Origin of the sequence: Geobacter sp. OR-1, from assembly GCF_000813145.1 — a bacterium.
Lineage (GTDB): Bacteria > Desulfobacterota > Desulfuromonadia > Geobacterales > DSM-12255 > Geoanaerobacter.
Window position 1 is genome coordinate 327,342 of the sequence record NZ_BAZF01000002.1, and the last position, 23,141, is coordinate 350,482.

The following is a 23,141-nucleotide window of genomic DNA, read 5'->3' on the forward strand; positions in this document are numbered from 1 at the left end:
TCTTACCTCGACTGCATCGGCTGTTTCTGTCCGCTGGAACAGATGTTGTCCTTGCCCGCCAGCCGGAGTGTCTGGATGACCGTGGCAGCCTCGGCGAACTCGTTGATGCACTGGCAATCGATGACGATCTCTTCTCCGGGATCAGCCGGGCAGCTGTTGTCGATGCAGGTCTTATAGAAAATGTCATAGGACTGGGCGGGAACACGCATGTCGGTGACATTCCCGGTCGTCGTCACCTGAGTATCGATCTTGGCGATGCGGGTCTTGCAGGCCACCTCGCATTCTGTTGCCGGGTCCCGTTGCGGCAGGTTGATGCTGCCATTGGCGACCGTCCATCCCGTGGGACCGAGACGCGGGTCCTGGAAGGTCAGATTTGCCGTGTTGTCGCTGGAAGATGAAACAACTTGGCCGAAGCGGGTTGTCACATCGGAGAAGTCGTACTGCTGACTGCCGCAGACATAGGTACGCTTCTTATGCCACCAGTCGCGGCAGATGTTGTTTGTTCCCACCTGGCCTGTGAACGGCTTGCACGAAGGGAGCTGGTTGAGACCGGTCGGATTGAAGTTCTGGTTGGTCACGACATTGTCGATCTCCTCATCCTTCAACCGGCAGTCCGGGTCATTCGCCAGCGTTGTGCACCTGTCCTCCACCGATTCCGTGTACTGGTCCTCCTTATAGTCGAAGAAATAACTCCAGTTGAAGGTTGGCCCTTGGGCGCCCCCAGCTGGACATGACATCCCGACCTGAACGGATGTATCGAAGCCGTTGATGATTCCGTCCACCGACGCCGACGCGGTGGAACAGCCAGGGCCACCCATGTTGTTGATATTGAAAGTAGCGGACATCAGCTTTCCCAGTTTGGCGGGGTCCGGGGCCGAAACTGCGACGCTCTTGTAGGTGTGCCAGCCGTCACCTCCCGGATTGTCATTGCAGTTGTTGTGGGCGGCTCCCGGTCCTCCAGGTCCGGTATCCAGATATTGCAGGCGATAGGTCAAATCATCGACCTTGTGGACACGCATGTAGATCAGATGATCGGTGCAAACCTGACCGGGACCAGAGTCGTTGAACGACGTGACAGTGGTATCGACCCTGCCTGCACGGTCAACGGTACAGACACTTGCCTTTCCCTGGGCCTGCCGTGCTGCACCCGAGTTGGAAATCAGGTAGTAGAAGCTGCTCGGATCGGAGGTCTGGGAGGTGGCAGCTGCATCCCGGGCGGCTGTCAACTGTGGCCAGTTGGTGTAATAGCCGGTCAAGGTGGATACCGTTGGCGAGGAGGCAAAGGCAGCGACACTTGAGGCGGCGTTATTCGTCTGAGTGGTCACCTGCCCGTAATAGGTGATGGTAGTGATGTCGGTATTGACGCTGGTAATGGTGAATGACGTGTTGCTGGTATGAACGGCATTGACGATGCCACCGCCGATATCTTTGAGCACAATGGCGCTGTTGACCCAGACCAGGTTACTGCCACAACTGCTGTTGATGCAGTAGCAACCGCCAAGGTCGGTAATGGAGGCCGGGGCTTCAGAAACCCGACCATCCGTATCGGCAGTCCAGGTGTAGTATCTGCAGTTGGACCAACTGCCGGCATTGCAGGAGATGTACCCGTTGGCACAAACCCCTGAGACGAGCGCCGGCACGGTATGGGCGTTGTCGATAGTCCCATCGGTATTGAGATCCTGACTTACGATCACCTGCTGCAGGTCACCGGTACCGGACGGCTGGATAAACACTTCCAGGAATTTTGCCGAGGAAGGTGCGGTTAGTGTTGCCGGGAAGCTTGTGGCGCCGTTCACGGTCTGCATAAGGTTCGAGGAATTGGTCATCGGCAATGAAATATTGCTGTTGATGGCGTTCTTACTGCCAAACCGGGACAGCGCTGACTTGCCAGCATCCTGACCGGCGGTTTTCCCGTCGACAGCTAGGGCTGATGAACTTCCCAGCAGCGCTGACACCAGCAGACTAGCTGCGGTATTTCTTGACCATCTCACGGATTGCATCCTCATAACTCACTCCGCCATCGACCATTGCCTCAATTTCGGCGATCTCGGTCGCATCCGACGTGAAGACGTAGTAGGAAAACGGGTCGACGGCCAGTCTGCCGATACCGACGCCGAAGGGCGTGTCCATGAAGATCTCCGAATACTTCGGCTTGTTGCTCTTGGTGGATTTCAGAATCCGCATGGTGAATTCGTCGTAGTCCATCAGCTTCTCGTCCAGCGCCTTTTCGAAGTCAGACGACTCCAGATAGAATTTGAAGGCCGAATTGTTCCTGATGACATCGCCAACCCCGCCGAAGAGCTTCATGTCGAGCACCGACTGAGTGATGATGGTGAAGCTACCGCCGTATTTCCGGGCACGACGATACCCTTCCTCGATGACCTCCTTCAGGGTCGAACTCTCCCCAAGAAATTGCCAGGCCTCATCGAATACGATCAGCCGCTGATCCGACTTGTCCGAAAGGTAGAGATCCTGGGTGACGGCGTTGATCACCTGGAGAGTGACGACGCGGAACAGTTCCTTGCGGGACTTGAGATGCTCCAGTTCCAGCACCACGAACTCGTCATTGGAAATATCGAGGCTGCTTCTGCCGTTGAAGAAGCGGCCAAAGGCGCCATCACTCTTGAAGTCGGCCAGGTTGAAGGCCAGGCGAGAGGCGGCCTCCTTGATTTCGCCCCCTTCCGAGGAGTAGCGGTCGAAATTGAACAGATACTCGTGAACAGTGTCGATGCCGGCATTATTCCCTTCCTGCTGCCAGGCCCAGCGCACTGCGCCTTTGATCAGGGTCATCTCGGTCTCGCTGGGGATGGTCTTGCCGGTGGAAAAGACCATCTGGGCAACAATGGGAGCGATAACCGGGATGTCGTACTCGGGATCAATGATGTTAGTGAAGGGGTTCAGGCAGACCGGGGAATCTTCGCTGAAGTCCAGATAACGGGCGCCGAAAAGCTTGGTCATCTTCTTGTAGGAACCGCCGATGTCGATGATCCGGATCTTCGACTTCATGGCAAAGTAGTTGTAGACCAGGTAATTGATGAAGAAGCTTTTACCGGCGCCGCTGGAGGCGCAGACCATGGCGTTGTGGTTGTTGACCCCTTTGTTGAAGATGTCGAGGCCGAACAGATTTCCCTTGCGCCCGGCAAAGAGCATTACCGGTTTGCCCAGACCGGAGAAGTCCCCCTGTACCGGTAACGTCACGGCGATGCTGTCCACCGGCATGATATGGTCACGGTCAAGGGTATCGATGTTGCTGCCGCTGTCATAGAGACCAAACGGCAGGGATGAGATGAACAGGATGGGAAGTATCCCCTTATCTTCCTGCATCACATAACCCTGGCCTTCCCAAACTCGCTTGGCCCTGGTCACTGATTCGTTCACCAGCCACTCATCGCTGCCGTACACCCACATGATCGGGATGATCCGGTAGAACTTGGTGCCCCGTTCCAGTTCATCAACCGCCCAGAGGTATTCGTCTTTCTTGCGGGAGAGCGAAGGAGCGAAACTGCCGACTCCCTGCTGCTGCAGAACCAGGTTGCACTTGGTGTGCAGCTTGTTCTTCTGATTGCGCAGCACAATGTTCAGGGTGAAAAAGAACGGTGTCCGGATCTGGTCGGAGTCGGTCGCCATCCCCATGATCCCGCCGAAGAGTTGGTTGGTCTGGATCGGGTCGCCATTCAGGGGGAACGATTTGGGCGTCACACAGCGGAAGTGCCGGTTGTCAAACTTGAGAGAGCTAAAGTGTTTCTCGACTTTTGTGCCGAGCAGAACCTGTTTGCGGATGATATTCCGTTCGTCATAGTGGCTGGAGTTGCTGGAAGGATCTTCGTTCAGCATCCGCCGCATCCAGTCCAGCAGCCTTCCCGGTCTGACTACAACCGGCGAAAGGCCTGCGCCTCGCAAAACCTCCTGGATCGTGCCGAAGACTTCCTCCAGGTTCACCTGTCCGTTTTCCTTAACCGGGAACTTGACCGTGAAAAACATCCTGAAGTTACGGACCGGAATGCCGCTCAAGCAATCGAGACCTTCCACTCCCTCCTGAAAGAAGCGCGAGACGTTGTCTGAAACATCACGCACCAGTTTGCTGTCACGGGTCTTCAGCGAACCATAGGCATCAACAACAGGTTTCACGAACGGATCTGCAAAGAGAATGAACTGCATGATCGAACCTTCGGGCAAGTTGACGCGGAAGAGACCCTCCAGGGTTTTGATGCTGGTTTCGCTGGCAAAGGCCAGGGGAGCGCACTCCCACATCATGCCGAAGGTGTTGTCGGTATTCAGGTAGATCTGCTTCTTTTGTTCATAGGCAATCCAGGGGAGATAGTCGGAAAACTTCTCCCGTTGTGACAGCCTCCGCAGTTCCCCCTGGGTGATTCCGCCATCTTTGCCGAAAAGTGATGACATGATGCCCATGCGCTACTCCTCTTCGCCGGACGAGACGGTATCGCCCAGAAGCCAGCGTGGTTCGTCAACGAAGAAATACACGTAGCGCAGCATGTAGAACTCATTGTCCTGGCCGGTGTATGGCAACATCAGCACCCGCATGGTCTTGGGCGGCGCAACGACCGGCGTGACCGGCTCTTTCAGGAGGCCACTGAACTTGTCGAAAAGTGCAGTGCGATACCTGTTGTAGGTGCCGTTCTCTTTCGACGCAGGATTTAACGACATATCCTTCTTCCCGTCAGGACAGGCACCGGCAGCACTATTCTCGGAGCCGCACTCTTCAGCTGTACTACCCTCTGGGGTTACTTTGGTCTTAAGCGATCCAGTGGCTGATTCGCTGTATGCTGTCTGCACTGAGACGCACTTGCCGTTGTAGCTTTCCGGACAGCTGAAACTGCTTTCATATGGGTTGAACAGAGCACAGCCGCTCATACTCAACATTCCTATGGCAATCAGAGCCTTCTTCACTTTCTGCCTCCCTTGGCAATCTTCTTGATCTCCAGATTGATCCCCTCACTGATGACCAGGGTCACCGGCTTCGTGGCTCCGACCTCGATAACCGGCATGGTCTGTCTGGCCAGTTCCATGTAGAACTTCTGGATCTCCTTGAAGCCACTCGACAGGCCGGACCCAACTCCGGACATGGCGATGTCTTTGGGATCAACCGTCTGGGTGGTTCCGAGAGGGCTTACGGACATGGTTGTAGCTGATGCTTTGATGGCGTCACCGGCGCCGCCGAAGAAGCCAGCCAGCATGCTTCTGGCAATCATGGAGCCCATCTTGGCCACGACCCGCCCCCGCAGGCCGATCTTGCCGTCTTCATCGACAACGAAACCTTTGACCTTTTGATCGACAACCGCTTGCCCCTTGCGGTCGAGACATGACAGGGATACCAGCAGCAGTTCCGCCCGTTCGGTTGCCAGGTTCCCTTTGCCGTCAGCAATCACGAAACACCCCTTGAGGTTTGCCTTGACGCTGTTGGGGAGGACCGCCGGAGTTTTGACCCTGAGCAGCACCGGCACTGGATTACCTTTGGCTTCCGAAGTTGTGGGGGCGTCCAAGCCACTCAACAGGGTCGCCTCCATAAAGGAAGGAGGCAGATAAACCGAAGCGGCTGCGGTGTCTTTTTTTTTATCCTCTGCTTCGATCTTGCTGGACTTGCCCGACCCAGAATGGGTGACGATAGCGATGTCGCCGATCTCAGTCTCGGATGGAGATGGCGGCTGTCCTGCCGGCATGCCTTGCGTTGTGGAAGGAAGTGGAGGGAGTGGCATGCTGCCTTGCGGCATTGGCGGTGGTGGCGGCAACGGCTGCTTACTGTTCAAAGCTTTGGGGAAACCTGCTTTTGGTGACTGCCCCGGCAGCTGTGTGCTCGCCGTGATGCGAGGATCAGCCGGAACGGTAGCCGCTGCACCTGCCGACTGTGGCGGTGTTACGACTTGGCCACTTTTCTCACGGGTAATTTCGTCGAGCCTCTTTTGGAGCTCGGCAACCTTGTCATCACGTTTGGAAATCTCTTTCTGGCTTTCGAGGAACTGGGATTTTTCCAGGAGCTTTGGCTCAATATCCAACGTGGTCTGCTTTGCACCTTTTGCCGGCAACTGGTTTTTCCCCCGATTCATGGCCATGTTCCCGAAAAAGAAGACCGCCAGAAAGGCACAGCCGCCACCGATCCAGACAACCAGACGGCGCTGGTTCCCATTTAGATTGTTCCAGATGGAGAGCAGCCTATTTTTCATCGTCTGTCTCCTGATTCACTTCTGCTGGACGATCCTTGGCATTCACTGACTGTTTTGCCGGGACACCTTGTCTGGCACCCTCCATAACCGGCAGATCACCGGCCAGTTTTTGTAAGCCATGGTTTTCCGCCCGCTGCTCCACGACGTAGAGCCGTGAGGTATCACCGGCACGAAGGATGTGACGCTCAAGGGATATTGCGACCGGGTTTTCCACCAGTTCCGTTTTCAAAAACATCTTCTCGTTCAATTTGAACTCGGTGGTCTCGCCACGAAGGGACGCTTCATACTCCTTGATCCGGAGGCCTTCTCCTTCGATATCCACGACCCGTTTAAGGGTCAGGAAGATTTCCCGGTATGAGGAGAAGCGCTTCTCCTTTCTGCTGACGCTGTAGGAGTCGGGGATGTTTTCGGTGTAGACGTCCCGGATGGCCTTGAGCAGCTTTTTCTCGAACGGCAGACCGGCGTTGAGGGAGATGTTCTCCTTGATCTTCCGCTCCTTGCCAGAAGTCAGGCGAATCGTCTGGGAGGGGATGCGCTGCGGGAAGACGATCATGCTGAAGGTCTCGTCGCCGCAGACGACATACAGTTCGGTCGGAGTGGTTGCATAGGCAAACTTGTCGCCTTTCTTGGTTACCTTGAATTTCACAAAGGCATCCTTGCCGGTGATCTTGATGGTGAGCCCCTTCTCGGTGGAAGTCAGCGCTTCGCGGATATCAGCCGGGCAGGAAATGCGGTTCATGTCCGAACTGGACAGCCTGATGCTCGTAGTTGCTTCCGGAAGGACGATGGTGGGGAATTCTCCATCGGTGGGTTTCTCGGCAACCTGTTCAATTGTGGTAACCTTCTGTTTCTGGATACCGCCTAGATCTGTCGCGTGTACCAACGCCGGCACCAACAATGCGGCCAATAAAGCAATCGTGCGCATCAAGCCCCCTTATTCTCGCCCAGTGCAGGCTTCTCATAGAGCCGCACCAGGATAAATTTTCCGTTCTCGAAGCGGTATTCGATGAGGTAGACCTTCTGGACGTCTTCAGCCTTCTGGTCCACCATGTAGGTCTTCTTGGTGCCGGTGACTTCCAGACGCCGCTTCTCGGCATTGTTGATGATCGAGTGGATATAAAAGGCGCTTGCCGCCTTGGTGTTTTCAATTTTATCCGCCAGCTCGTACAGCTCCTTACGGGATGACTGGAACTCGGCGGGATCGTAGACAGCCAGCAGCTCACTGAACTGCGACCGGGCATTGACCGGATTGTAGGTAAGAGCCAGATTGAGAATGTAACGAGTGAATTCCTTGAGGTATTCATCCGATGCTTTGTCGCCTGAAACTGAGATCTTCGAATTGATGGTTGGCGGCACGAGAATCACCCGCTGGCTGTTCAAAGCCATGAACAGTCCGGCGGTGTTGATGACAACAGCAATGCCAATCACCACGACAACGAATTTGAGCAGCCGGTTTTCGGCAAATATGTTGGAACTTTTCTGTAGAAATATGTCGAGGTTCACTTCTTCACTCCAGCTGTAGTGGTCATTCCAGAAAATCTCTTTCAAAAAACTGCGGGTAGCCTTTCATCGGGGCCAGGCCGATGAAATAGAGGATATGGCGCAGGAAGCCACGCGGGTACTGCCGCTTGAAACGGCTATACGCCCACGGCACGACGATCATCACCAGCCAGAAATACCCCCCGAACTGCTGGGCGAAGATAAAACTCGCCGTCATGATTGCCAGGTCGTCGGGCTCGAACCAGAGGACCTGAAACGGCTGCGTCAGGTATTGGGGAAACTTCCGGATCACGTGTTGTCTCCATAGGACTGCAAGATGCCAGGGGGGGCATATGCCCCCCCGGTTGAGGTCAGATGATCATTCCGAGGGAGGTGACGATCTTGTCCGAGTTGATGACAAGTACCCCTCCCAGAATGCAGAGGACTGCCGGGACCATCTTCTGCTGGATCATGACGACGACACCGGCGATGATCGACAGGACTCCGGCAATGGCGCCAAATGGACCCTTGAGGATGTTGTTGATGAAGAAGTCATAGGCCTCGAATCCGAATGATCCGGCTACCGGGGCGACGAGGGCCATGGCCTGTGATGCCGCCAGCGTCACGATCATCGCGACGACGGCCATCAGAAGTACTTTCCGCTTGTGCATTCATTTCTCCTTTGTGCTCTGGTGTGATGGTCAGACTGTGTACAGCGAGATTCAGCGCGATTCCTGCTTACTCACCTCCTTTCCCTTGTCCAGCAACCCGGTTATCCGTTGGATGTCTGCACCATTCACGTGAGCACCTTCGATCCAGAGTGCCGGTGTTCCTCGTACACCAAGCCCTGTCGCAATCTTTTCCATTTCCTCCAACTGTTGTTGCTGAGTGCCATCGGTTACGGAGATCGGTTTTCCGTCCAAGGCTCCAGCAAATACGTCGTGGAATGCCTTGTCTCTGTTCGGTTGCGCCAGGATGTAACGGGCCTTCTTCTCGGCATCGGGGTGAATTTTGCGTAGGGGGAGGAAATAGACGTAACGGGTCACATCAGTTCGCTTTGAGAGAAGGTTGTCGACCTTGCGGCAATAGGGACAGTCAGGATCGGTAAATTCGATAACCTTCTTTGGGCCGTTGCCGATTTTTAAGGCCTTATCAAGGGGGAGATTCTTGATCCGTTCTGCAGCAACCTTCTCCCGCATCTCGGCGGTCAGGTTTTTGCCTTCCTTTGTCCAGATCTCACCGAAGAAGAGGTACCCTTCAGGGCTGAAGTAAAAAACCTGTTCTCCTGCAGTGATCTCATACAGGCCCTTGAGCGGCGATTCCCTGAAGGAGTCAACTCGCAGATTCGGAAAAGTTTTCATCAAGTTCTCTTTCTCGGTTCCCACATCATCACTTGCCATTGAGAACCCCGCCGCTGCCACGAGAAGCAGCATCAGAGCGCCAACCGTAATTCTCCTGTCATTTCTCCGCTTCACTTCTCCTCCTTTCGATGTTCCAGAATCTCTACCCTCCGGTTAAGACGCTTCTCGATGGAAATGGGGCAGCACTTGCCTTTTCCTTCAACGGTCCCCACATTCAGGCCATTAGCCTTAAATATTCCGGCTACGTGATTCGCCCTCCTGATCGACAACCCCTCGTTGTAGTCACTACTTCCAACCGTGCAGGTGTACCCAGTCAGATCGAATGTGCTGTTTCTCGGCAGTTCCGTCAGGAGTCCGTTTAGCCTCTCACGTTCATGCCCTGATAACTTGGCGCTGTTGAAATCGAACTGAATGGGATCGAGGCGTGCCAGCGTAACGACGGCATCACCCTTATTGTTCTGGGCTAGTTGCACTTCACGCGTATCAGGGGCATCCAGCTTGAGTGGAGTGGTCATGCGCAGGGCCAGTTTTGGCGTCATGGGCATCATGGAGAGTCGATTATCTGAACAGTCTGAGCAGACCACGAATTGGTCATCTGCCTTTGCTGTCACGCTTTCCAGCGAATAGCTGAAAGGTCTCTGTCGAATGTCTGAGGCATGGCTTGCCAACGGGACAAGCAGAACAAGCGTGGCGATGCTCCATGATTTCACCTGCATAGGCCCTCCTAAACGAGCTCTTCATAGAAATAATCTATAGGGGGGGCAGGTTGGTCGGTATGGCCTGAAAACCAGAGAGCGGCAGGGAGGGCATTGGGGAATCGGTATGAAACAGCGGGAACTGTAAGTTGTCTAATCTAGGAGCCGATATAGTTAAAACAAAATAATCATCAATATATTTGAAATGTTATGGATCATTTTTCTTCCAGTGGCCCGGTCAAACCTGCCCCCTTTATAGATTTATTGAACAAGGAGAAACATCACGAACGGAGGAAAGGCAATGGAAGCTCTTTTGAGGCAGCGTGACCTGATGGAGATCATGAACGTATCGCGAGCAACACTCTGGAGAATGCTGAGACACCAAAATTTTCCGAAACCGGTTGTACTCATGGGCTGCAAACGGTGGCGCCGTGAAGATCTTGAATCCTGGCTGGAGGCAAGAAAAAGTGAGTAAGGCACCTCAGAGAACAAGAGCGAACCTGATCCGGGAGGTAGCGTTTGCATGACGAATCACAACCACAACTGTTTACAGACGCCAAAAACTCCTGTGTGCCTGATTCCTTCGAGCAGATATTGGCAAGCCTTGCCGCCAGGCCCAAATATCTTCCCGAATGGCCAGACGGACAAAGGGCAATGCCGAACGAAATATTGCGTTCGGCACTTTTCACCTGCCGTAACAGGAATCTTTCTCGCGTGTTCATGAAGGAGGCTGAAATAGCCGTGATCGGAGATGGCCAGGTTATCTACCGTGGCGAAGAACTGCGTCAGGATGATGAGCTTGTCTGGATGCATCTCATGCATCTGATCAAGAAGATCCCGTTGGGGGAGTGTGTTGAGTTCACTCCTTATTCATTCATCAAGGCTCTCGGCTGGCCTATCAAGGGGCAGAATTATGAACGGCTGCGAACGTGTCTCAGTCGTATGCAGGCGACGGCGCTGCGCATCCAGTCGAAGCGCCTGCAGTGCTTCATCAGCATCTCACTGATTCAAAAGTTCATGTCGAAAAACGACCGGGATGAAAACCTTTCACGCTGGCAGGTCTGGGTTGGCAAGGAAATGCAGTTGCTGTTCGACGAAGAATTTCTGACCAGGGTGGCTTGGGAGACCAGGCGGTTATTGCCGGACGGAATTGCTTCAAAGCTTTTCGGCTACTGGGCGAGTCATCGCAAACCGTATCCGGTCAAGATCGAGACCTTGTTGAAGCTGTGCGGTTCCGGGATGAAAGCAAAGCACTTCAAGGCGGAATTGAAGAAGGCCCTCGATCTTCTGAAGGAGGTTGGTTTTCTGGAAGCGTGGGAATTTAAGAATGAACTTGTCGTGGTTACCCGGAGGTATTGACCTATGACCGACCTGACATTGACTTATGACCGACCCCCTATTGACCTTTGGCCGACCGGTACTGACTTATGGCCGACCATAATACTGACTTTAGACCGACCGCACTCATGACTTATGACCGACCGCCATGTTTCCATTTCCAGAAAACAATCGTTTGGTTACGGGGTTATCAACACCCGGCTAATCATCTTTTAACCATTATTTAACCAATAAGAGGCGTCAGATTGACAGGAAGGAATATCGATGAACTGCCCATTTCCGGATGAAGCAATGAAAACCGTGGTTTCGTACCTGCGCAGATCAGGCCAGACCGTTGTCTATTCCGAAGGCTCATTTGTCCTTAATAAAGGGACTCCGAATCTCACCGTAATTGGACAAGCGTATGCAAACGGTGCGGTGTCGCTGACTGAGGACGGCTCAATTCAGGTATGCGGGGTGAGGATCATAGCGGAGATGGATACCATAAAGCTACGCAGAAAAGTTGAGGATCATCTTCGTAAATCGGCATCAAAGCAGGACATTATCCGCATAGCAGCATGTCTGGGAATCAGGTTGAAATAACCGCTGATTCTTATTTCCTGAAAAAGCCACACCAACTGGGTGGTATCGCGTCTGGATTCGGCACGTAAGCCGTATCTGGTTGCTGAATCGAAATTTCATTCTGGCACGGCCAGGCTCAAAGCATTGGGCACTGGCAAAGCCGGTCATCGGAGCACGACTCCGTGGCCGGCTTTTTTTATCTGGAGGGTTCAATCATGGACTTTCAGCAAGCGGCTGCATGGGTAAAGGACCATCAGCCAGTAATCAAAGGCTATATCGCTAAATACCGAAAATTCTCTCCTTACGAAGAATGCGACTACATGCAAGAAGCATTTGAGGCGGCAATGATTGCAGCAGTGCGCAGCAAACAGAAGCACATTCGCTTTGAGGCTGCCTTCTGGAAGGTATTCCGCAGCCAGATAAGCGTCATAACTCCTTCTCCGGACATACTGACTCACGGGTCAAACTCAATTCCCTCCCATCTGTGTACCGAGGATCTCACAGCTATATCCGGCAAACAGACTAAAGGCAGACAAAAACAGCCGAATACAGAGGCAATCTACAATTCAATCTGTCATCTCCTCACCGAAAAAGAGCAGCAGGTTCTCTATCTGTCGCTGGGAATCGGGATGGAAGGGAAGCTCTCAAACTACGAGATTGCCGAACGCTTGGGATGCGTCGTTTCAAACGTGCGCGATATTCTCAGCAGGGCAATGGAGCGCATCAAGGCTCTGGTCAGCAGCGGTGCCATTGATCCCCAGCGTTTCGCCTAACGATTTTTCAGCAACAAAGAGCACAGGAGGTCACCAATGAAGTTGGAGGAAGCAGTAGCAACATTTCAACCGGTATCACAGAAAGCTCTTAAACGATTGGTCGACGATGGCCTGATATCAGAGCCGTTGACCGACTCGGATCAGCACACTTTGTCAGTCCTCTGTCAAATCTGGTCCAGCGAATGGTATGTGGCCCAGATGAACATGACGTTCAAACCCGACAAGAGAGCTCTCATGCTGGCCTTTCCAAATTTCGGAAAAATTGAGCGCTACATCCTGAACTCCTATCTCCCCGATGAGTTCAAGCAGAAATCGCGAGTTTCAGTCATGGAAGTATCAACGCGTATCCGCGAGTTTTTTCATATCGAATACCCGGAGTTCAAGATCTTGCGTATCCGTCAGATCGCCTACAACATGCTACGAAACAGACGGGGGGAAACCAGAAAACTTTTCCTTGCACTATCGGCTCTTGAACGGAAGTCATCCCAAAAACGTCTGGAGAAATCTGTCAAAAAATCCAAATAACAAACTTTTCTAAGGAAAGTCTTTGTAGAAAAGTTTGTATTACATCGAGGAGGCATGATGCAAATTGAGGATTTGGAAGAAATACTCAACAACCGGATCATCGAAGCGTATTCGGCTGGCTTTAGCGTAGTGGAGATCACCAAGGCCCTCAGGAAAACCAGCGTCGATTTCGTTCACAGCTTGTTGCGGGAAACAGGGCATATTCCGGCCATGGCAAGAAGCGAATACCGGCGTCAATATGAAATCGATCCCAGATTGACAGCGGCATTTCGTAAAAAGGGCTTTTCCTTTGGCCGCTGGTGCCTTGGCTGGAAAATGGACCCTGCATCGGCTACGGCTGAACTCAAGACTGCGCCTGGAGAAGGAATTGCGACCACAGCTCATATAGCGCTACAGAGAGACTTTCCGGAAGTATTCTTCAGCATGTTTGGCGGCAAAAGGCGCAACCTGGGAAAGAGAAGAAAAACCTCCACCCAGCCGGCTTCGCTCAGAATCGACTGGGATGTCGAGCGCAAAACATTCTTTGCCACTGTTCCAGAGTATCCGATGATCGAAGGACGAGGAAAAGATTGGGACGAAGCGTTTTACGCCATTAAATCTGCGTTTAGAATGCAGGAGTACATCATGAGGTTGAACCGACTCAATCCAAATTCACTGAATGAAGGTATGGCTCATTGATGGTGGCATTTTAGCCACCGTCCTTAGAATAACGGCAAATTGGCTCATTTATGGCTACTTTTTCGCTCCCATAGATGCCGCTAAAATTGGATGCCTCCAAATGGCAGCCATTTTTGACACCATTTTCGCCACCGGAACCTGCCCCCCCTATAGATATTAATTATGGAGGCGTAAATGCCTCACAAAAATATCGGGGGTAGTTATGAATGTATTGGTGTGTGATCTCGGATTCTCTTCGGCCAAGTGGATCTATGGGGATCGTAAGGGAAGGATAATCTCCGCGTTCAGTTACAACGGTGACAATCTGTTGGTGGGAGAGGACTCCTTGATGTCGTCCGGCTCTTCCTATCTGAAAACAATGGAAGAACTGGTTCGCTATTATCCCGTCTTTGTCGAACAGTGCCACAAGATAGCTGCAGCAGAAGGAGACATACTGCTTGCCGTCGGACTTCCATATTCCTATTGGCAGGAGCAGCATAAGCCAGGAGGGGCGGTTCCCGGTCTGGCAAAGTCACTGACCGGTGGATCAATCAAGGATGTTGCTGTGTTTCCTCAAGGATTGGGAGGCCTCAGAGACTATCTGGATGGCCTGCCGGAACGACCGGATGGAAATGTTCTCGGTATCGACATCGGATTCAATACCATCATCTTTACCCTGTTCTCGCCGCATCGAAAGCAGATCATTCATGGCAAGACCCTCAATAAACGTGGTGTCCACCAGATGGCAACCAGCTTTCTCCTTCCCCGGATCAAGGAGCTCGCACCATCAGGAACCTTCACCCCGGTCGAAATTGCATTCCTTATCGAAAAAGGGTATCTGCAATACGGCTTTGAACGACACGACGTGACCAGAGAGATCCAGGAAGCCGGAGTTGCATATATTGAGCACATCATAAGGGACATTCAGGGGGAACTGCAGGCTCATGTCGGCATGCACGCGGACTTTGATCGAGTCCTGTTATTCGGCGGCGGTGCCGCCTTGCTGAAAAACGGGTTGCCAGCGAGAAACATTGAAGTTGTTGTCCTACCCGAGCCTGAGTACGCTAATGCCAGAGGGTTTCAGTCACTCGCTTTTGGAAAGGGTGTGTAATATGCCCCAATACTCCATAAAGCTATGCACCTATGATCCAACAATCATCAATGCGTTTGATCGATTGCGCAAAAACAGAAAGCAGGCGGCATTCACCCATGAAGCGCTTAAACAGTTCCTTTCCACTGAGAAGGGGTGCCAAGTGCTTTTGCTTATGGAGGGGAAGACAGCTACGGAGCCCTCTCCGCCGTCTATTCCTTTGCCGTCTGATAAACAATGTATGGACACACCGGTTCAACGAGTTGGCGCAAAGCCCCATTCTGCATTTACGCCGCAAATCGACAGCAGTAGCGTGTTGGACAGTATCTTGGAGTGAATGACGTTTGGGAGGACGACACTACACACCTTCGAACAAACAGCTTAAAACTATAAAAACATCTTTAACTTTATAAAATCCGTGTTTCGTGGTATCTATTATTACGAAATACATCATTTTGCGAGTTACCCATGACGCTAAACATGAAAAAATTACCGTTGCTGTTTCTCTCCGACTCAAATACATCGGGGGCAATCAGCCGTGAAGTCAAGGCTGGTCGTGTTCGCAAAATCGGCCCGCGACTCTACACTACCAACGTCAGTGACGACCCCGCGTACATCATTCGACAGAACTGGTTGCAGGCATTGTCCCTGCTTTTGCCGGGATGCGTCGTGAGTAACCGTACCGCAATTGAAAGTCGCGTTTCTCCCGCTGGCCGGGTGTATGTCACCGGAGAATATCCCAGGTCTCTCGAACTTCATGGCACAAAGTTCATTCAAATCAAGGGACCGCCACCAGTCGAAGGGGATACCCCCTTGCTGGGAATATTCATGTCATCCCGTGCCCGTGCTCTACTTGAAAATCTTACCCCCTCCCGGGAGCGAAGCGGTGGCGAGCTGAAAAACCTTTCTCGCGAACTGATTGAACGTCGGCTGGCAGAACAGTTGAACGTCGAGAAAGAAAAATCGATCAACCGGCTGCGTGATCAGGCCCGGCTCATTGCGCCACAACTGGGACTGGAGAAAGAGTTTGCCGAGCTGGACGATATTATCGGCACATTGCTCAGAACACGTAAAGCCACACTCGCCGACCCGATTGCCAAAGCACACCAGCTTGGCGCCCCTTATGATCCGCATGCACTGGCGCATGTGGAAGCGCTCTGGTCCGTCCTGGCGTCTAATCCGTATAAATACTGTCCAACGAATAGCGGTTCCGGACCGTCATTTTACACTGTTGCCTTCTTTGATGCATATTTTTCCAATTATATCGAAGGGACACGGTTCCAGGTAGACGAAGCCAAGGAAATCGTGGATTCGGGAGTCATCCCAACGGTACGGCCTGCTGACGGACACGATATCCTTGGCACGTATCGGGTGGTAAGCAGCCTGGAAAACATGCGGCGGACACCAGGGACAGCGGAAGAGTTGATTGAACTTCTGCGTGCCAGGCACACTGACATCATGGTCGGACGACCCGACAAAAGACCAGGGCAATTCAAAGAGGAAACAAACTTTGCCGGTGCCACCCGTTTTGTTGATCCCGATCTGGTTCAAGGCACCCTTATGCAAGGCTTTGGAATGTACAAGTCACTTGAGCACCCGTTTGCCCGTGCTCTTTTGATAATGTTTCTTGTTGCTGAGGTACACCCCTTTGATGATGGAAACGGACGAACAGCACGGGCTATGATGAATTCTGAGCTGGTAGCTGCAGACGAAACACGGATTATCATCCCCTCGGTGTTCAGGAATGAATATGTTGCCTCACTTAAACGATTGACCAATCATCTGCAGCCGGAGTCATTCATAAGTGTCATGTCATTTGCACGGGAGTTCGTCTTCAATGTTTCCTTTGAAGACTATGGTGCAGCCAGATTACAAATGGAGGAATGCCATGCCTTTGATGATCCGGCGGATGACAAAAAGTTGCTTATCGCGAACAATCTCTCAACGTAGCAAACAACAGCTTCCTGATGCATGGCCATCACCGACATCATAAGCGCAATACTGAAGTGATTGTAGACAACGAGTTATTTTGCGATATAAAGCAGTGGAAATTACATTTTCGGAGGGATTATGACTAAGGTTGAACTCGTGGCAATGATTGCGGAAGATGCAGATCTCACAAAGGCTCAAGCAGAGAAAGCACTCAACAGTTTCGTTGCAGCTACTACAGCCGCAATCAAAGCGGGAGACAAGGTGACTCTTGTTGGCTTCGGGACCTTCAGTGCCGTGACCCGTGCAGCTCGCACGGGCAGGAATCCGCAAACTGGTAAGTCAATTAAGATTGAGGCCAAAACCAATGGCAAATTCACTCCTGGCAAGGCTCTGAAAGATCTGACGGCTAAGAAGAAATAGGCTGCAGTTAAAGCCCTTTGGTTTCATACCGACCGGCAGATCCAGCATAAACAACTGTCGCGCTTAAACAAAAAAGTGGGTGAACTTACGGGTTCACTCACTTTTTTATTCGGTGATCAGTGCGAGACTTGCATCATTATCCGCGCTGTCCGTAACAACCAAGTCCTAGATAACGCATTTAACTTAATCAATTCAATGCGTTATCCAGAAAGCAGATGCAAAAACGGATGCAAAGTGCTCGAAAGTGTAAAGTAGAAGGTAGAATTATTTTCAGCAATGCCCCCATCGTTCCCGCCGTTAATATCAATAATTTCTTTTCGTGATGTCGGTTTCACCAGATAAGCCTAATAATACAAGCAGGTTACACGTACAGAATAACGTATGGCTGTCACTTCAACGTTCAAAACGTCTCAGGTTATTTCTTATTGTCTCAGAAACAAACGGATGCAAAAACGGATGCAAGGGGCAAGATAGACATAAAAAAGGGGTTAGACTCGACGTCTAACCCCTTGATTTTATTGGAGCGGGAAAAGGGATTCGAACCCTCGACCTTCAGCTTGGGAAGCTGACACTCTACCACTGAGTTATTCCCGCATGAAGTGGTATTTTTAAACTACAACCGAGGTTGTTGTCAATAGTTTTGAAGATACGGTACCAAAAAGAAAGGCCCGCATTGCGGGCCTTTCCAAAATAACTTTCCTAAATAAAGGGTTATGCGGATACCCCTTTCAGGAAACTGCCGATCTGAGAGATCATCTTCTCAGCAACATTCCGGCTGCCGGGATCGTATGAATTTGATTCCAACTGGGCTTTTATCTGCGCAACTTTGTCAGCCCGGAACTGTTCCGATGATTTCAGCTCTGATGCTGCTTCGTTAATACTGTTGGCAGCCTGGGAGATCGAAAGCTTGTCTGATTTTTCCGATCCGGTTGACTGTTCTGCCTGCTTGTTCGGTTGCTGCTGTTGCTGTATCTGATTGACCGATTCATCGCGGATGAATGCAGGGTTTACCTGATGACTGGTTGGTTCAATCCTCATACCATCTCACCTCCGCTGGGATAAATTATAATAAATATCGGCATTAACAGAAAAAACTTTAGGGGAAATTGTCGCAACGACATTTTTCCCTAATCTGATTACTCCCATTCGATGGTTGCCGGAGGTTTGGATGAGATATCGTACACCACCCGGTTGACTCCCTTGACCTCGTTGATGATCCGGCTGCTGATGCGGGCCATATCCTCATACGGAAGCGGATACCAGCCGGCAGTCATAAAATCCTTGGTTTCAACGGCACGCAGGGCGATCACATATTCATAGGTTCGGCCGTCTCCCATCACCCCGACACTCTTTACCGGCAGGAATACTGCAAATGCCTGGCTGATCTTGTCATAATGGCCCGAAGCATACAGCTCTTCGATATAGATCGCATCGGCACGACGCAGGATGTCGGCATAGTCTTTCCTGACCTCGCCGAGAATCCGCACCCCGAGCCCCGGTCCAGGGAACGGATGCCGCCAGACCATCTGATGCGGCAAACCGAGCTCCTCCCCGATGGCCCTGACCTCATCCTTGAAAAGCTCTCGGAGCGGTTCGAGCAGCTTCAGCTTCATATATTCCGGCAATCCGCCGACATTGTGATGACTCTTGATATTGTGAGCCTTGCCGGTTTTCGCCCCGGCAGATTCAATGACATCCGGGTAGATGGTCCCCTGCGCAAGCCATTTGGCATCTTCGATGCGGCCCGATTCCTCTTCGAATATCTTCACGAACAGGTTGCCGATAATCTTTCGCTTCTTTTCCGGATCAGCCTCCCCGGCCAATCCCGACAGAAACCGGTCCTCGGCATCCACGCGGATCACTTTCACCCCCAGGTTCTGGGCAAAGGTGGCCATGACCTGGTCGCCTTCAGCGAGCCGCAAGAGCCCGTTATCGACAAAGACGCAGGTAAGCTGGTCACCGATGGCCCGATGAATGAGCGCTGCCGCAACGGATGAATCGACCCCGCCGGACAGCCCCAGGATTACCCTGTCATTGCCGACCTGCTGCCTGATCCGCTCGATTGCGTCGTCGATGATCTGACCCGGAGTCCATCTGCCGCGACAGCCGCAGATCTTGCGAACAAAGGTGTCGATCAGTTGCTCTCCACGAGGGGTATGGTTGACCTCGGGGTGGAACTGCACCCCATACAGCCCTTTTTCAATATTCTGTATCGCGCACACCGGCGCGTTATCCGTCAACGCCACTACGCTGAAACCTGACGGCACCTTGCTGACATGATCTCCATGGCTCATCCATACCGGGCTTTTGCCCTCAAGGAAAAAACCCTCGAAAAGCGGGCCCGGGTTTCCGGTGGCCAGCAACTCGGCATGGCCGAACTCCCGTTTTCCGGCAGGGACCACCTCGCCGCCGAAGTGGCGGCTCATCAACTGCATGCCGTAACAGATACCGAGTACCGGAACGCCGAGCTCGAACAGCTCTTCGGCAACAGACGGCGCCGCCGCTTCATATACCGATTTCGGGCCGCCGGAGAGAATGATCCCTTTCGGCGCAAAGGCCCGGATATCGGCAATCGCCATATCAAATGGGTGGAGTTCGCAGTATACATGCGCCTCCCGCACCCTCCGCGCTATCAACTGGGTGTACTGGGAGCCGAAGTCAAGAATCAGGATCTTTTCACTATGAATGTCAGCCATGGCTTTCTTTCTCAACATTGAATATGGAAGCGAGGGAATTTTTGTTCTGGCAAGGCTGTCGAGGGGCCGTGCAGAGGCGTAGCAGCGCTACGCCGCACAAACGGTCACGAAGACTTACGCCGCCAGGGCGAAAATTAACCGCTTCCTAGTTGCCGCCGACGCGGTAGTTCGGTGCTTCCTTGGTAATCGTCACATCATGCACATGGGATTCTTTGAGTCCGGCGCCGGTGATCCTTATGAAACGGGCTTTCTGCTGCAAATTCCTGATATTGGTGCACCCAGTGTACCCCATGCCAGCCCTGAGACCGCCGATCAACTGATGGATGTTGATCGACAACGGCCCGCGCAACGGCACCATCCCTTCGATACCCTCGGGCACGAGCTTGATCTCGCTATCCACGTCTCCCTGGAAGTAACGGTCCTTGCTCCCCTCCTTCATTGCGCCAATGGAGCCCATTCCCCGGTAGCTCTTGTAGGTCCGCCCCTGGTAAAGAACCGTGTCGCCAGGCGACTCCTCGGTACCGGCAAAGAGAGAGCCGATCATCACAACATCGGCGCCGGCAGCGATTGCCTTGGTGAGATCCCCGGAAAACTTGACGCCGCCGTCGGCAATGATTGAGATCCCGTATTTGCGGGCGACCTTTGCGCAGTTACTGATGGCGGTTATCTGGGGGACACCGATTCCGGCAACCACCCTTGTGGTACAGATCGAACCGGGGCCGATTCCGACCTTGATCGCATCTACCCCGGCCTTTATCAAGGCTTCAGCAGCCTCTGCAGTAGCGATGTTGCCGGCAATCAGCTCGATCCCCGGGAAATTGGCCTTCGCATCCCGGACGGCATCGATCACCCCCTGCGAATGACCGTGGGCAGTATCCACAACAACCACATCCACCCCGGCCCTGACCAAGGCATCGATCCTCGCCTCCATGTCGGCCGTGGGGCCTACGGCAGCGCCGACCCGCAGACGGCCAAGACTGTCCTTGCAGGCGTTGGGATACTTTCTCACCTTCTCGATATCCTTGATGGTGATGAGCCCTTTCAGGTTTCGTTCATCATCAACTACCAGCAATTTCTCCACCCGCGTGTGTTTCAGATGCTCCTTGGCCTCTTCCAGGGTGGTTCCAACCGGCACGGTCACCAGGTTGCGTTTTGTCATCCGTTCGGAAATCAACAGATTCATATCGGTTTCAAACCGGAGATCCCTGTTAGTAAGAATCCCGACCAGCTTGCCATTCGGCTTGGTGATCGGGACCCCTGATATCCGGTATTTTGCCATCATGTCAAGCGCCTCACCGATCCTCTGGTTAGGACGCATGGTAATGGGATCAACGATCATCCCGGACTCGCTCTTCTTGACCTTGTCGATCTCGATGGCCTGATCGGCAATGGAAAGGTTCTTATGGATGAAGCCGATCCCCCCCTCCCTCGCCATGGTAATGGCGGTCCGCGCCTCGGTAACCGTATCCATGGCCGCACTGACGAGAGGAATATTAAGGGCTATATTCCTGGTAAGCCGGGTCGATAGTTCGACATCGCGCGGCAAAACCTGGGAGTGGGCGGGGACAAGCAGAACGTCGTCAAAGGTAAGGCCTTCAAGAATAGTCTCGTCCAGCATGGCAGGCTCCTTTATCCTGGGTTAAAGATAGACGAACGGGGCGGGGATAAGCCAATGGCCGAATACCCCACCCCGGAAGATAGTTAACCGAAGAAATTAGTACAGGAGCTGCATCAAGTCAAGGGGAAAGGAGTTATAAAATTCCCATTTAAAGACAGTGGCTTCATCTCGGAATATATGGAGATTTATCCTTAATCTTTGCCAGGGTGGCGACTATGAGCTTGACGGCATTTTCCAGGTCGGAAAGGGCCAGCACCTCCACCGGCGTGTGCATGTAGCGAAGCGGGATTTTCACCAGCGCAGTGGCAACGCCGCCACGGGATATCTGCATGACATTGGCGTCGGTGCCGGTTGCCCGGGGGATACCGGTAAACTGGACCGGGATCTTCTGCTCCTCGGCAGTTGCTGCCAACAGGTCGAAAAGCGCCGGGTTGATGTTGGCCCCGCGTGGGAGAATCGGCCCCTTGCCGATCTTCACATCACCGTTGTGTTTCTTCTCCACATCGGGCTGGTCAGTGGCAAAATCGACCTCGACACAGATCCCGATATCCGGGTTCACGGTATAACTGCTGGTAGTGCCGCCGCGCAACCCCACCTCCTCCTGGACCGAGGAAACCCCGTACAGATCGACCGACAGCTTCTTCCTGGCGGAAGCCACCTGACGGAGCACCTCTGCCACCACGAAGCTACCTGCCTTGTCGTCGAAACCGCGGGATGTCACCCGGTCGCCGCAGAGCCGTTCGATCCCGGCGGCGAAGGTTATCGGGTCGCCGATCCGCACCAGTTTTTCGGCATCCTTCTTCGTCGCGGCACCGATATCAATGTACTGATTATCCAGTTTGGTGACCGTATCACGGTCCTTCGGCTCCATCAGGTGAATCGGCTTCCTGCCGATAACACCAGGCAGCCCCCCCTGCGCCGCATGCACGATAACCCTCTGGCCCGGGGTAAGATGCGCGTCAACCCCACCGATGGCGCCGAAATAAATGAAGCCGTTGTCATCGATATAGCGCACCTGCAGGCCGATCTCATCAGAGTGTCCCACGAGCATGACCCGGGGACGCTCCTTACCGGTCCCGGCGATCATGCCGTAGACGTTTCCCATCACATCGCTTGTAACCGTCGCCGACTTCTCGATATAGGCGCGAAACACCCTCTGAGCGGGCTGTTCATACCCGGACGGGCTTGGTGCTTCGAGCAGTTTTGTCAGAAACTCGAAAGATTCCTTGCGCATGAATACGGTCCTTTCCCTTTAACCAGATTTGATTTTTCGGCAGACAGCACGACCGGATCAGATCGGTAGCTTGTTCATCTGGGCCGGATCGAGGTTCTCCAGGAAATCGGCAAACCGCCGTTCGTTGCTCTCGCTCAGCACCACTTCGTCGTTAAGCGCATAGCGTGCCGCCCAATCGATAAGGTCTGACGACACCGTCAAAAGCAGCTTGCGGCACAACGCCACGTTCAGAGCCTCTGCCAGCCCGACACGGACCAGTTCCTCACGGGATTCTCCGGCAACGACAACCTTTGCCGTGACAGCGCCCCCCTCGTCCATCTCCAGGATCACGCGCGACAACGAGTAGCCGAGCTTTGTCATCAACGAGTCGAGAAAGTCCGGCCGGCCGGCCTTGTTGGTCAAATCCCGGCACAACATGTCGGCGGCTATTGAAACACCGTCCTTGAGACTTATCCAGAGCGGCACGGTATTGGCTCCGTCCGTATCCTTAAGCAGCACCACCGGCCGACGCGAAACAGTGTCGATTGTAAATCCGTAAACCGTCATCTCAACATACACGGCATTTTCCTCCAGCTGCAATGCA

The 23,141-nt window shown here is 53.0% G+C and carries 24 protein-coding genes and 1 tRNA gene; 9 read left to right on the top strand and 16 right to left on the bottom strand.

The genetic code is table 11. The features are described 5' to 3' along the window. Positions 1 to 2 precede the first annotated feature (2 nt). From OR1_RS03325 to OR1_RS03370, 10 genes are read right to left on the bottom strand one after another with little or no spacing between them, the layout of a single operon-like run. On the bottom strand, positions 3 to 2,000 hold the full coding sequence (locus OR1_RS03325; RefSeq protein WP_237754217.1) for a hypothetical protein: 1,998 nt from the start codon (positions 1,998 to 2,000) through the stop codon (positions 3 to 5). Then, a complete protein-coding gene (locus OR1_RS03330) occupies positions 1,963 to 4,410 on the bottom strand; it encodes a TraC family protein (RefSeq protein ID WP_041969926.1) in 2,448 nt (815 codons plus the stop codon). The genes OR1_RS03325 and OR1_RS03330 overlap by 38 nt, the downstream gene beginning before the upstream one ends. A gap of 3 nt (positions 4,411 to 4,413) precedes the next feature. Next, positions 4,414 to 4,908: a type IV conjugative transfer system lipoprotein TraV gene (gene traV, locus OR1_RS03335; protein ID WP_082002782.1), complete on the bottom strand. Its 495-nt coding sequence runs from the start codon at positions 4,906 to 4,908 to the stop codon at positions 4,414 to 4,416. Then, on the bottom strand, positions 4,905 to 6,179 hold the full coding sequence (locus tag OR1_RS03340) for a TraB/VirB10 family protein (protein ID WP_041969928.1): 1,275 nt from the start codon (positions 6,177 to 6,179) through the stop codon (positions 4,905 to 4,907). Before OR1_RS03340 ends, traV begins: the two co-directional genes overlap by 4 nt. Continuing rightward, positions 6,169 to 7,104, bottom strand: coding sequence for a type-F conjugative transfer system secretin TraK (locus OR1_RS03345; RefSeq protein WP_237754211.1), 936 nt, complete (start codon positions 7,102 to 7,104; stop codon positions 6,169 to 6,171). Before OR1_RS03345 ends, OR1_RS03340 begins: the two co-directional genes overlap by 11 nt. After that, positions 7,104 to 7,682 carry a type IV conjugative transfer system protein TraE gene (locus tag OR1_RS03350; protein ID WP_041969930.1) on the bottom strand — a complete coding sequence of 193 codons (579 nt, stop codon included), beginning with the start codon at positions 7,680 to 7,682 and terminating at the stop codon, positions 7,104 to 7,106. Before OR1_RS03350 ends, OR1_RS03345 begins: the two co-directional genes overlap by 1 nt. A 22-nt stretch (positions 7,683 to 7,704) precedes the next feature. Next, complete coding sequence (locus tag OR1_RS03355) at positions 7,705 to 7,971, bottom strand: type IV conjugative transfer system protein TraL (protein ID WP_041969932.1); 267 nt, start codon at positions 7,969 to 7,971, stop codon at positions 7,705 to 7,707. A 58-nt stretch (positions 7,972 to 8,029) separates the two neighbouring features. After that, complete coding sequence (locus tag OR1_RS03360) at positions 8,030 to 8,329, bottom strand: hypothetical protein (protein ID WP_041969933.1); 300 nt, start codon at positions 8,327 to 8,329, stop codon at positions 8,030 to 8,032. Between the two features lie 51 nt (positions 8,330 to 8,380). After that, positions 8,381 to 9,133: a DsbC family protein gene (locus tag OR1_RS03365; protein ID WP_052440225.1), complete on the bottom strand. Its 753-nt coding sequence runs from the start codon at positions 9,131 to 9,133 to the stop codon at positions 8,381 to 8,383. Beyond that, positions 9,130 to 9,735 (bottom strand): OmpA family protein, encoded by a 606-nt coding sequence (locus tag OR1_RS03370; RefSeq protein ID WP_041969935.1) that lies wholly within the window; start codon positions 9,733 to 9,735, stop codon positions 9,130 to 9,132. The genes OR1_RS03365 and OR1_RS03370 overlap by 4 nt, the downstream gene beginning before the upstream one ends. A 280-nt stretch (positions 9,736 to 10,015) precedes the next feature. On the opposite strand from OR1_RS03370, the gene OR1_RS23190 reads away from it, so the two are divergent. The 9 genes from OR1_RS23190 to OR1_RS03415 all read left to right on the top strand — a co-directional run bounded on the left by OR1_RS23190 (position 10,016) and on the right by OR1_RS03415 (position 17,010). Then, on the top strand, positions 10,016 to 10,189 hold the full coding sequence (locus OR1_RS23190; RefSeq protein ID WP_082002783.1) for an AlpA family transcriptional regulator: 174 nt from the start codon (positions 10,016 to 10,018) through the stop codon (positions 10,187 to 10,189). 44 nt (positions 10,190 to 10,233) lie between these two features. Continuing rightward, complete coding sequence (gene trfA, locus OR1_RS03375; RefSeq protein ID WP_052440226.1) at positions 10,234 to 11,073, top strand: plasmid replication initiator TrfA; 840 nt, start codon at positions 10,234 to 10,236, stop codon at positions 11,071 to 11,073. Between the two features lie 243 nt (positions 11,074 to 11,316). Further along, the gene (locus OR1_RS03380) at positions 11,317 to 11,634 is read left to right on the top strand and encodes a hypothetical protein (RefSeq protein ID WP_041969936.1); all 318 of its coding nucleotides are present in this window, start codon (positions 11,317 to 11,319) and stop codon (positions 11,632 to 11,634) included. A 194-nt stretch (positions 11,635 to 11,828) separates the two neighbouring features. Next, positions 11,829 to 12,386 carry a sigma-70 family RNA polymerase sigma factor gene (locus tag OR1_RS03385; RefSeq protein WP_041970060.1) on the top strand — a complete coding sequence of 186 codons (558 nt, stop codon included), beginning with the start codon at positions 11,829 to 11,831 and terminating at the stop codon, positions 12,384 to 12,386. Positions 12,387 to 12,422: 36 nt separating this feature from the next. Then, complete coding sequence (locus OR1_RS03390; protein WP_152609791.1) at positions 12,423 to 12,911, top strand: hypothetical protein; 489 nt, start codon at positions 12,423 to 12,425, stop codon at positions 12,909 to 12,911. Positions 12,912 to 12,968: 57 nt separating this feature from the next. Beyond that, a complete protein-coding gene (locus tag OR1_RS20540) occupies positions 12,969 to 13,589 on the top strand; it encodes a hypothetical protein (protein ID WP_052440227.1) in 621 nt (206 codons plus the stop codon). 202 nt (positions 13,590 to 13,791) lie between these two features. After that, positions 13,792 to 14,679 (top strand): ParM/StbA family protein, encoded by an 888-nt coding sequence (locus tag OR1_RS03400; RefSeq protein ID WP_041969937.1) that lies wholly within the window; start codon positions 13,792 to 13,794, stop codon positions 14,677 to 14,679. 459 nt (positions 14,680 to 15,138) lie between these two features. Beyond that, positions 15,139 to 16,608, top strand: a complete 1,470-nt coding sequence (locus OR1_RS03410) for a Fic family protein (RefSeq protein ID WP_162483599.1) — start codon at positions 15,139 to 15,141, stop codon at positions 16,606 to 16,608. A 120-nt stretch (positions 16,609 to 16,728) separates the two neighbouring features. Next, a complete protein-coding gene (locus OR1_RS03415) occupies positions 16,729 to 17,010 on the top strand; it encodes an HU family DNA-binding protein (RefSeq protein ID WP_041969941.1) in 282 nt (93 codons plus the stop codon). 519 nt (positions 17,011 to 17,529) lie between these two features. Here the strand turns inward: OR1_RS03415 and OR1_RS03420 are convergent. From OR1_RS03420 to OR1_RS03445, 6 genes are all read right to left on the bottom strand, one after another. Further along, a tRNA-Gly gene (locus OR1_RS03420) sits at positions 17,530 to 17,604 on the bottom strand. A gap of 117 nt (positions 17,605 to 17,721) precedes the next feature. After that, positions 17,722 to 18,048 carry a flagellar biosynthesis anti-sigma factor FlgM gene (gene flgM, locus OR1_RS03425; protein WP_052440229.1) on the bottom strand — a complete coding sequence of 109 codons (327 nt, stop codon included), beginning with the start codon at positions 18,046 to 18,048 and terminating at the stop codon, positions 17,722 to 17,724. 98 nt (positions 18,049 to 18,146) lie between these two features. Further along, positions 18,147 to 19,706, bottom strand: a complete 1,560-nt coding sequence (guaA, locus tag OR1_RS03430) for a glutamine-hydrolyzing GMP synthase (protein ID WP_041969942.1) — start codon at positions 19,704 to 19,706, stop codon at positions 18,147 to 18,149. A 145-nt stretch (positions 19,707 to 19,851) separates the two neighbouring features. Then, positions 19,852 to 21,324, bottom strand: coding sequence for an IMP dehydrogenase (guaB, locus tag OR1_RS03435; protein ID WP_041969944.1), 1,473 nt, complete (start codon positions 21,322 to 21,324; stop codon positions 19,852 to 19,854). Positions 21,325 to 21,487: 163 nt separating this feature from the next. Continuing rightward, entirely contained in the window at positions 21,488 to 22,558 is a 1,071-nt protein-coding gene (locus tag OR1_RS03440; protein ID WP_041969945.1) for a M42 family metallopeptidase, read from the bottom strand. 57 nt (positions 22,559 to 22,615) lie between these two features. Further along, the gene (locus tag OR1_RS03445; protein WP_152609792.1) at positions 22,616 to 23,116 is read right to left on the bottom strand and encodes a bifunctional nuclease domain-containing protein; all 501 of its coding nucleotides are present in this window, start codon (positions 23,114 to 23,116) and stop codon (positions 22,616 to 22,618) included. Positions 23,117 to 23,141 lie beyond the last annotated feature (25 nt).

Excerpts from the sequence above, each read along its gene's own strand:
- OR1_RS03325 (WP_237754217.1), bottom strand. The coding sequence starts at position 2,000 with ATGCAATCCGTGAGATGGTCAAGAAATACCGCAGCTAGTCTGCTGGTG.
- OR1_RS03330 (WP_041969926.1), bottom strand. The coding sequence starts at position 4,410 with ATGGGCATCATGTCATCACTTTTCGGCAAAGATGGCGGAATCACCCAG.
- OR1_RS03340 (WP_041969928.1), bottom strand. The coding sequence starts at position 6,179 with ATGAAAAATAGGCTGCTCTCCATCTGGAACAATCTAAATGGGAACCAG.
- OR1_RS03345 (WP_237754211.1), bottom strand. The coding sequence starts at position 7,104 with ATGCGCACGATTGCTTTATTGGCCGCATTGTTGGTGCCGGCGTTGGTA.
- OR1_RS03360 (WP_041969933.1), bottom strand. The coding sequence starts at position 8,329 with ATGCACAAGCGGAAAGTACTTCTGATGGCCGTCGTCGCGATGATCGTG.
- OR1_RS03370 (WP_041969935.1), bottom strand. The coding sequence starts at position 9,735 with ATGCAGGTGAAATCATGGAGCATCGCCACGCTTGTTCTGCTTGTCCCG.
- OR1_RS23190 (WP_082002783.1), top strand. The coding sequence starts at position 10,016 with ATGGAAGCTCTTTTGAGGCAGCGTGACCTGATGGAGATCATGAACGTA.
- OR1_RS03380 (WP_041969936.1), top strand. The coding sequence starts at position 11,317 with ATGAACTGCCCATTTCCGGATGAAGCAATGAAAACCGTGGTTTCGTAC.
- OR1_RS03385 (WP_041970060.1), top strand. The coding sequence starts at position 11,829 with ATGGACTTTCAGCAAGCGGCTGCATGGGTAAAGGACCATCAGCCAGTA.
- OR1_RS03390 (WP_152609791.1), top strand. The coding sequence starts at position 12,423 with ATGAAGTTGGAGGAAGCAGTAGCAACATTTCAACCGGTATCACAGAAA.
- OR1_RS20540 (WP_052440227.1), top strand. The coding sequence starts at position 12,969 with ATGCAAATTGAGGATTTGGAAGAAATACTCAACAACCGGATCATCGAA.
- OR1_RS03400 (WP_041969937.1), top strand. The coding sequence starts at position 13,792 with ATGAATGTATTGGTGTGTGATCTCGGATTCTCTTCGGCCAAGTGGATC.
- OR1_RS03410 (WP_162483599.1), top strand. The coding sequence starts at position 15,139 with ATGAAAAAATTACCGTTGCTGTTTCTCTCCGACTCAAATACATCGGGG.
- OR1_RS03415 (WP_041969941.1), top strand. The coding sequence starts at position 16,729 with ATGACTAAGGTTGAACTCGTGGCAATGATTGCGGAAGATGCAGATCTC.
- flgM (WP_052440229.1), bottom strand. The coding sequence starts at position 18,048 with ATGAGGATTGAACCAACCAGTCATCAGGTAAACCCTGCATTCATCCGC.
- guaA (WP_041969942.1), bottom strand. The coding sequence starts at position 19,706 with ATGGCTGACATTCATAGTGAAAAGATCCTGATTCTTGACTTCGGCTCC.
- guaB (WP_041969944.1), bottom strand. The coding sequence starts at position 21,324 with ATGCTGGACGAGACTATTCTTGAAGGCCTTACCTTTGACGACGTTCTG.
- OR1_RS03440 (WP_041969945.1), bottom strand. The coding sequence starts at position 22,558 with ATGCGCAAGGAATCTTTCGAGTTTCTGACAAAACTGCTCGAAGCACCA.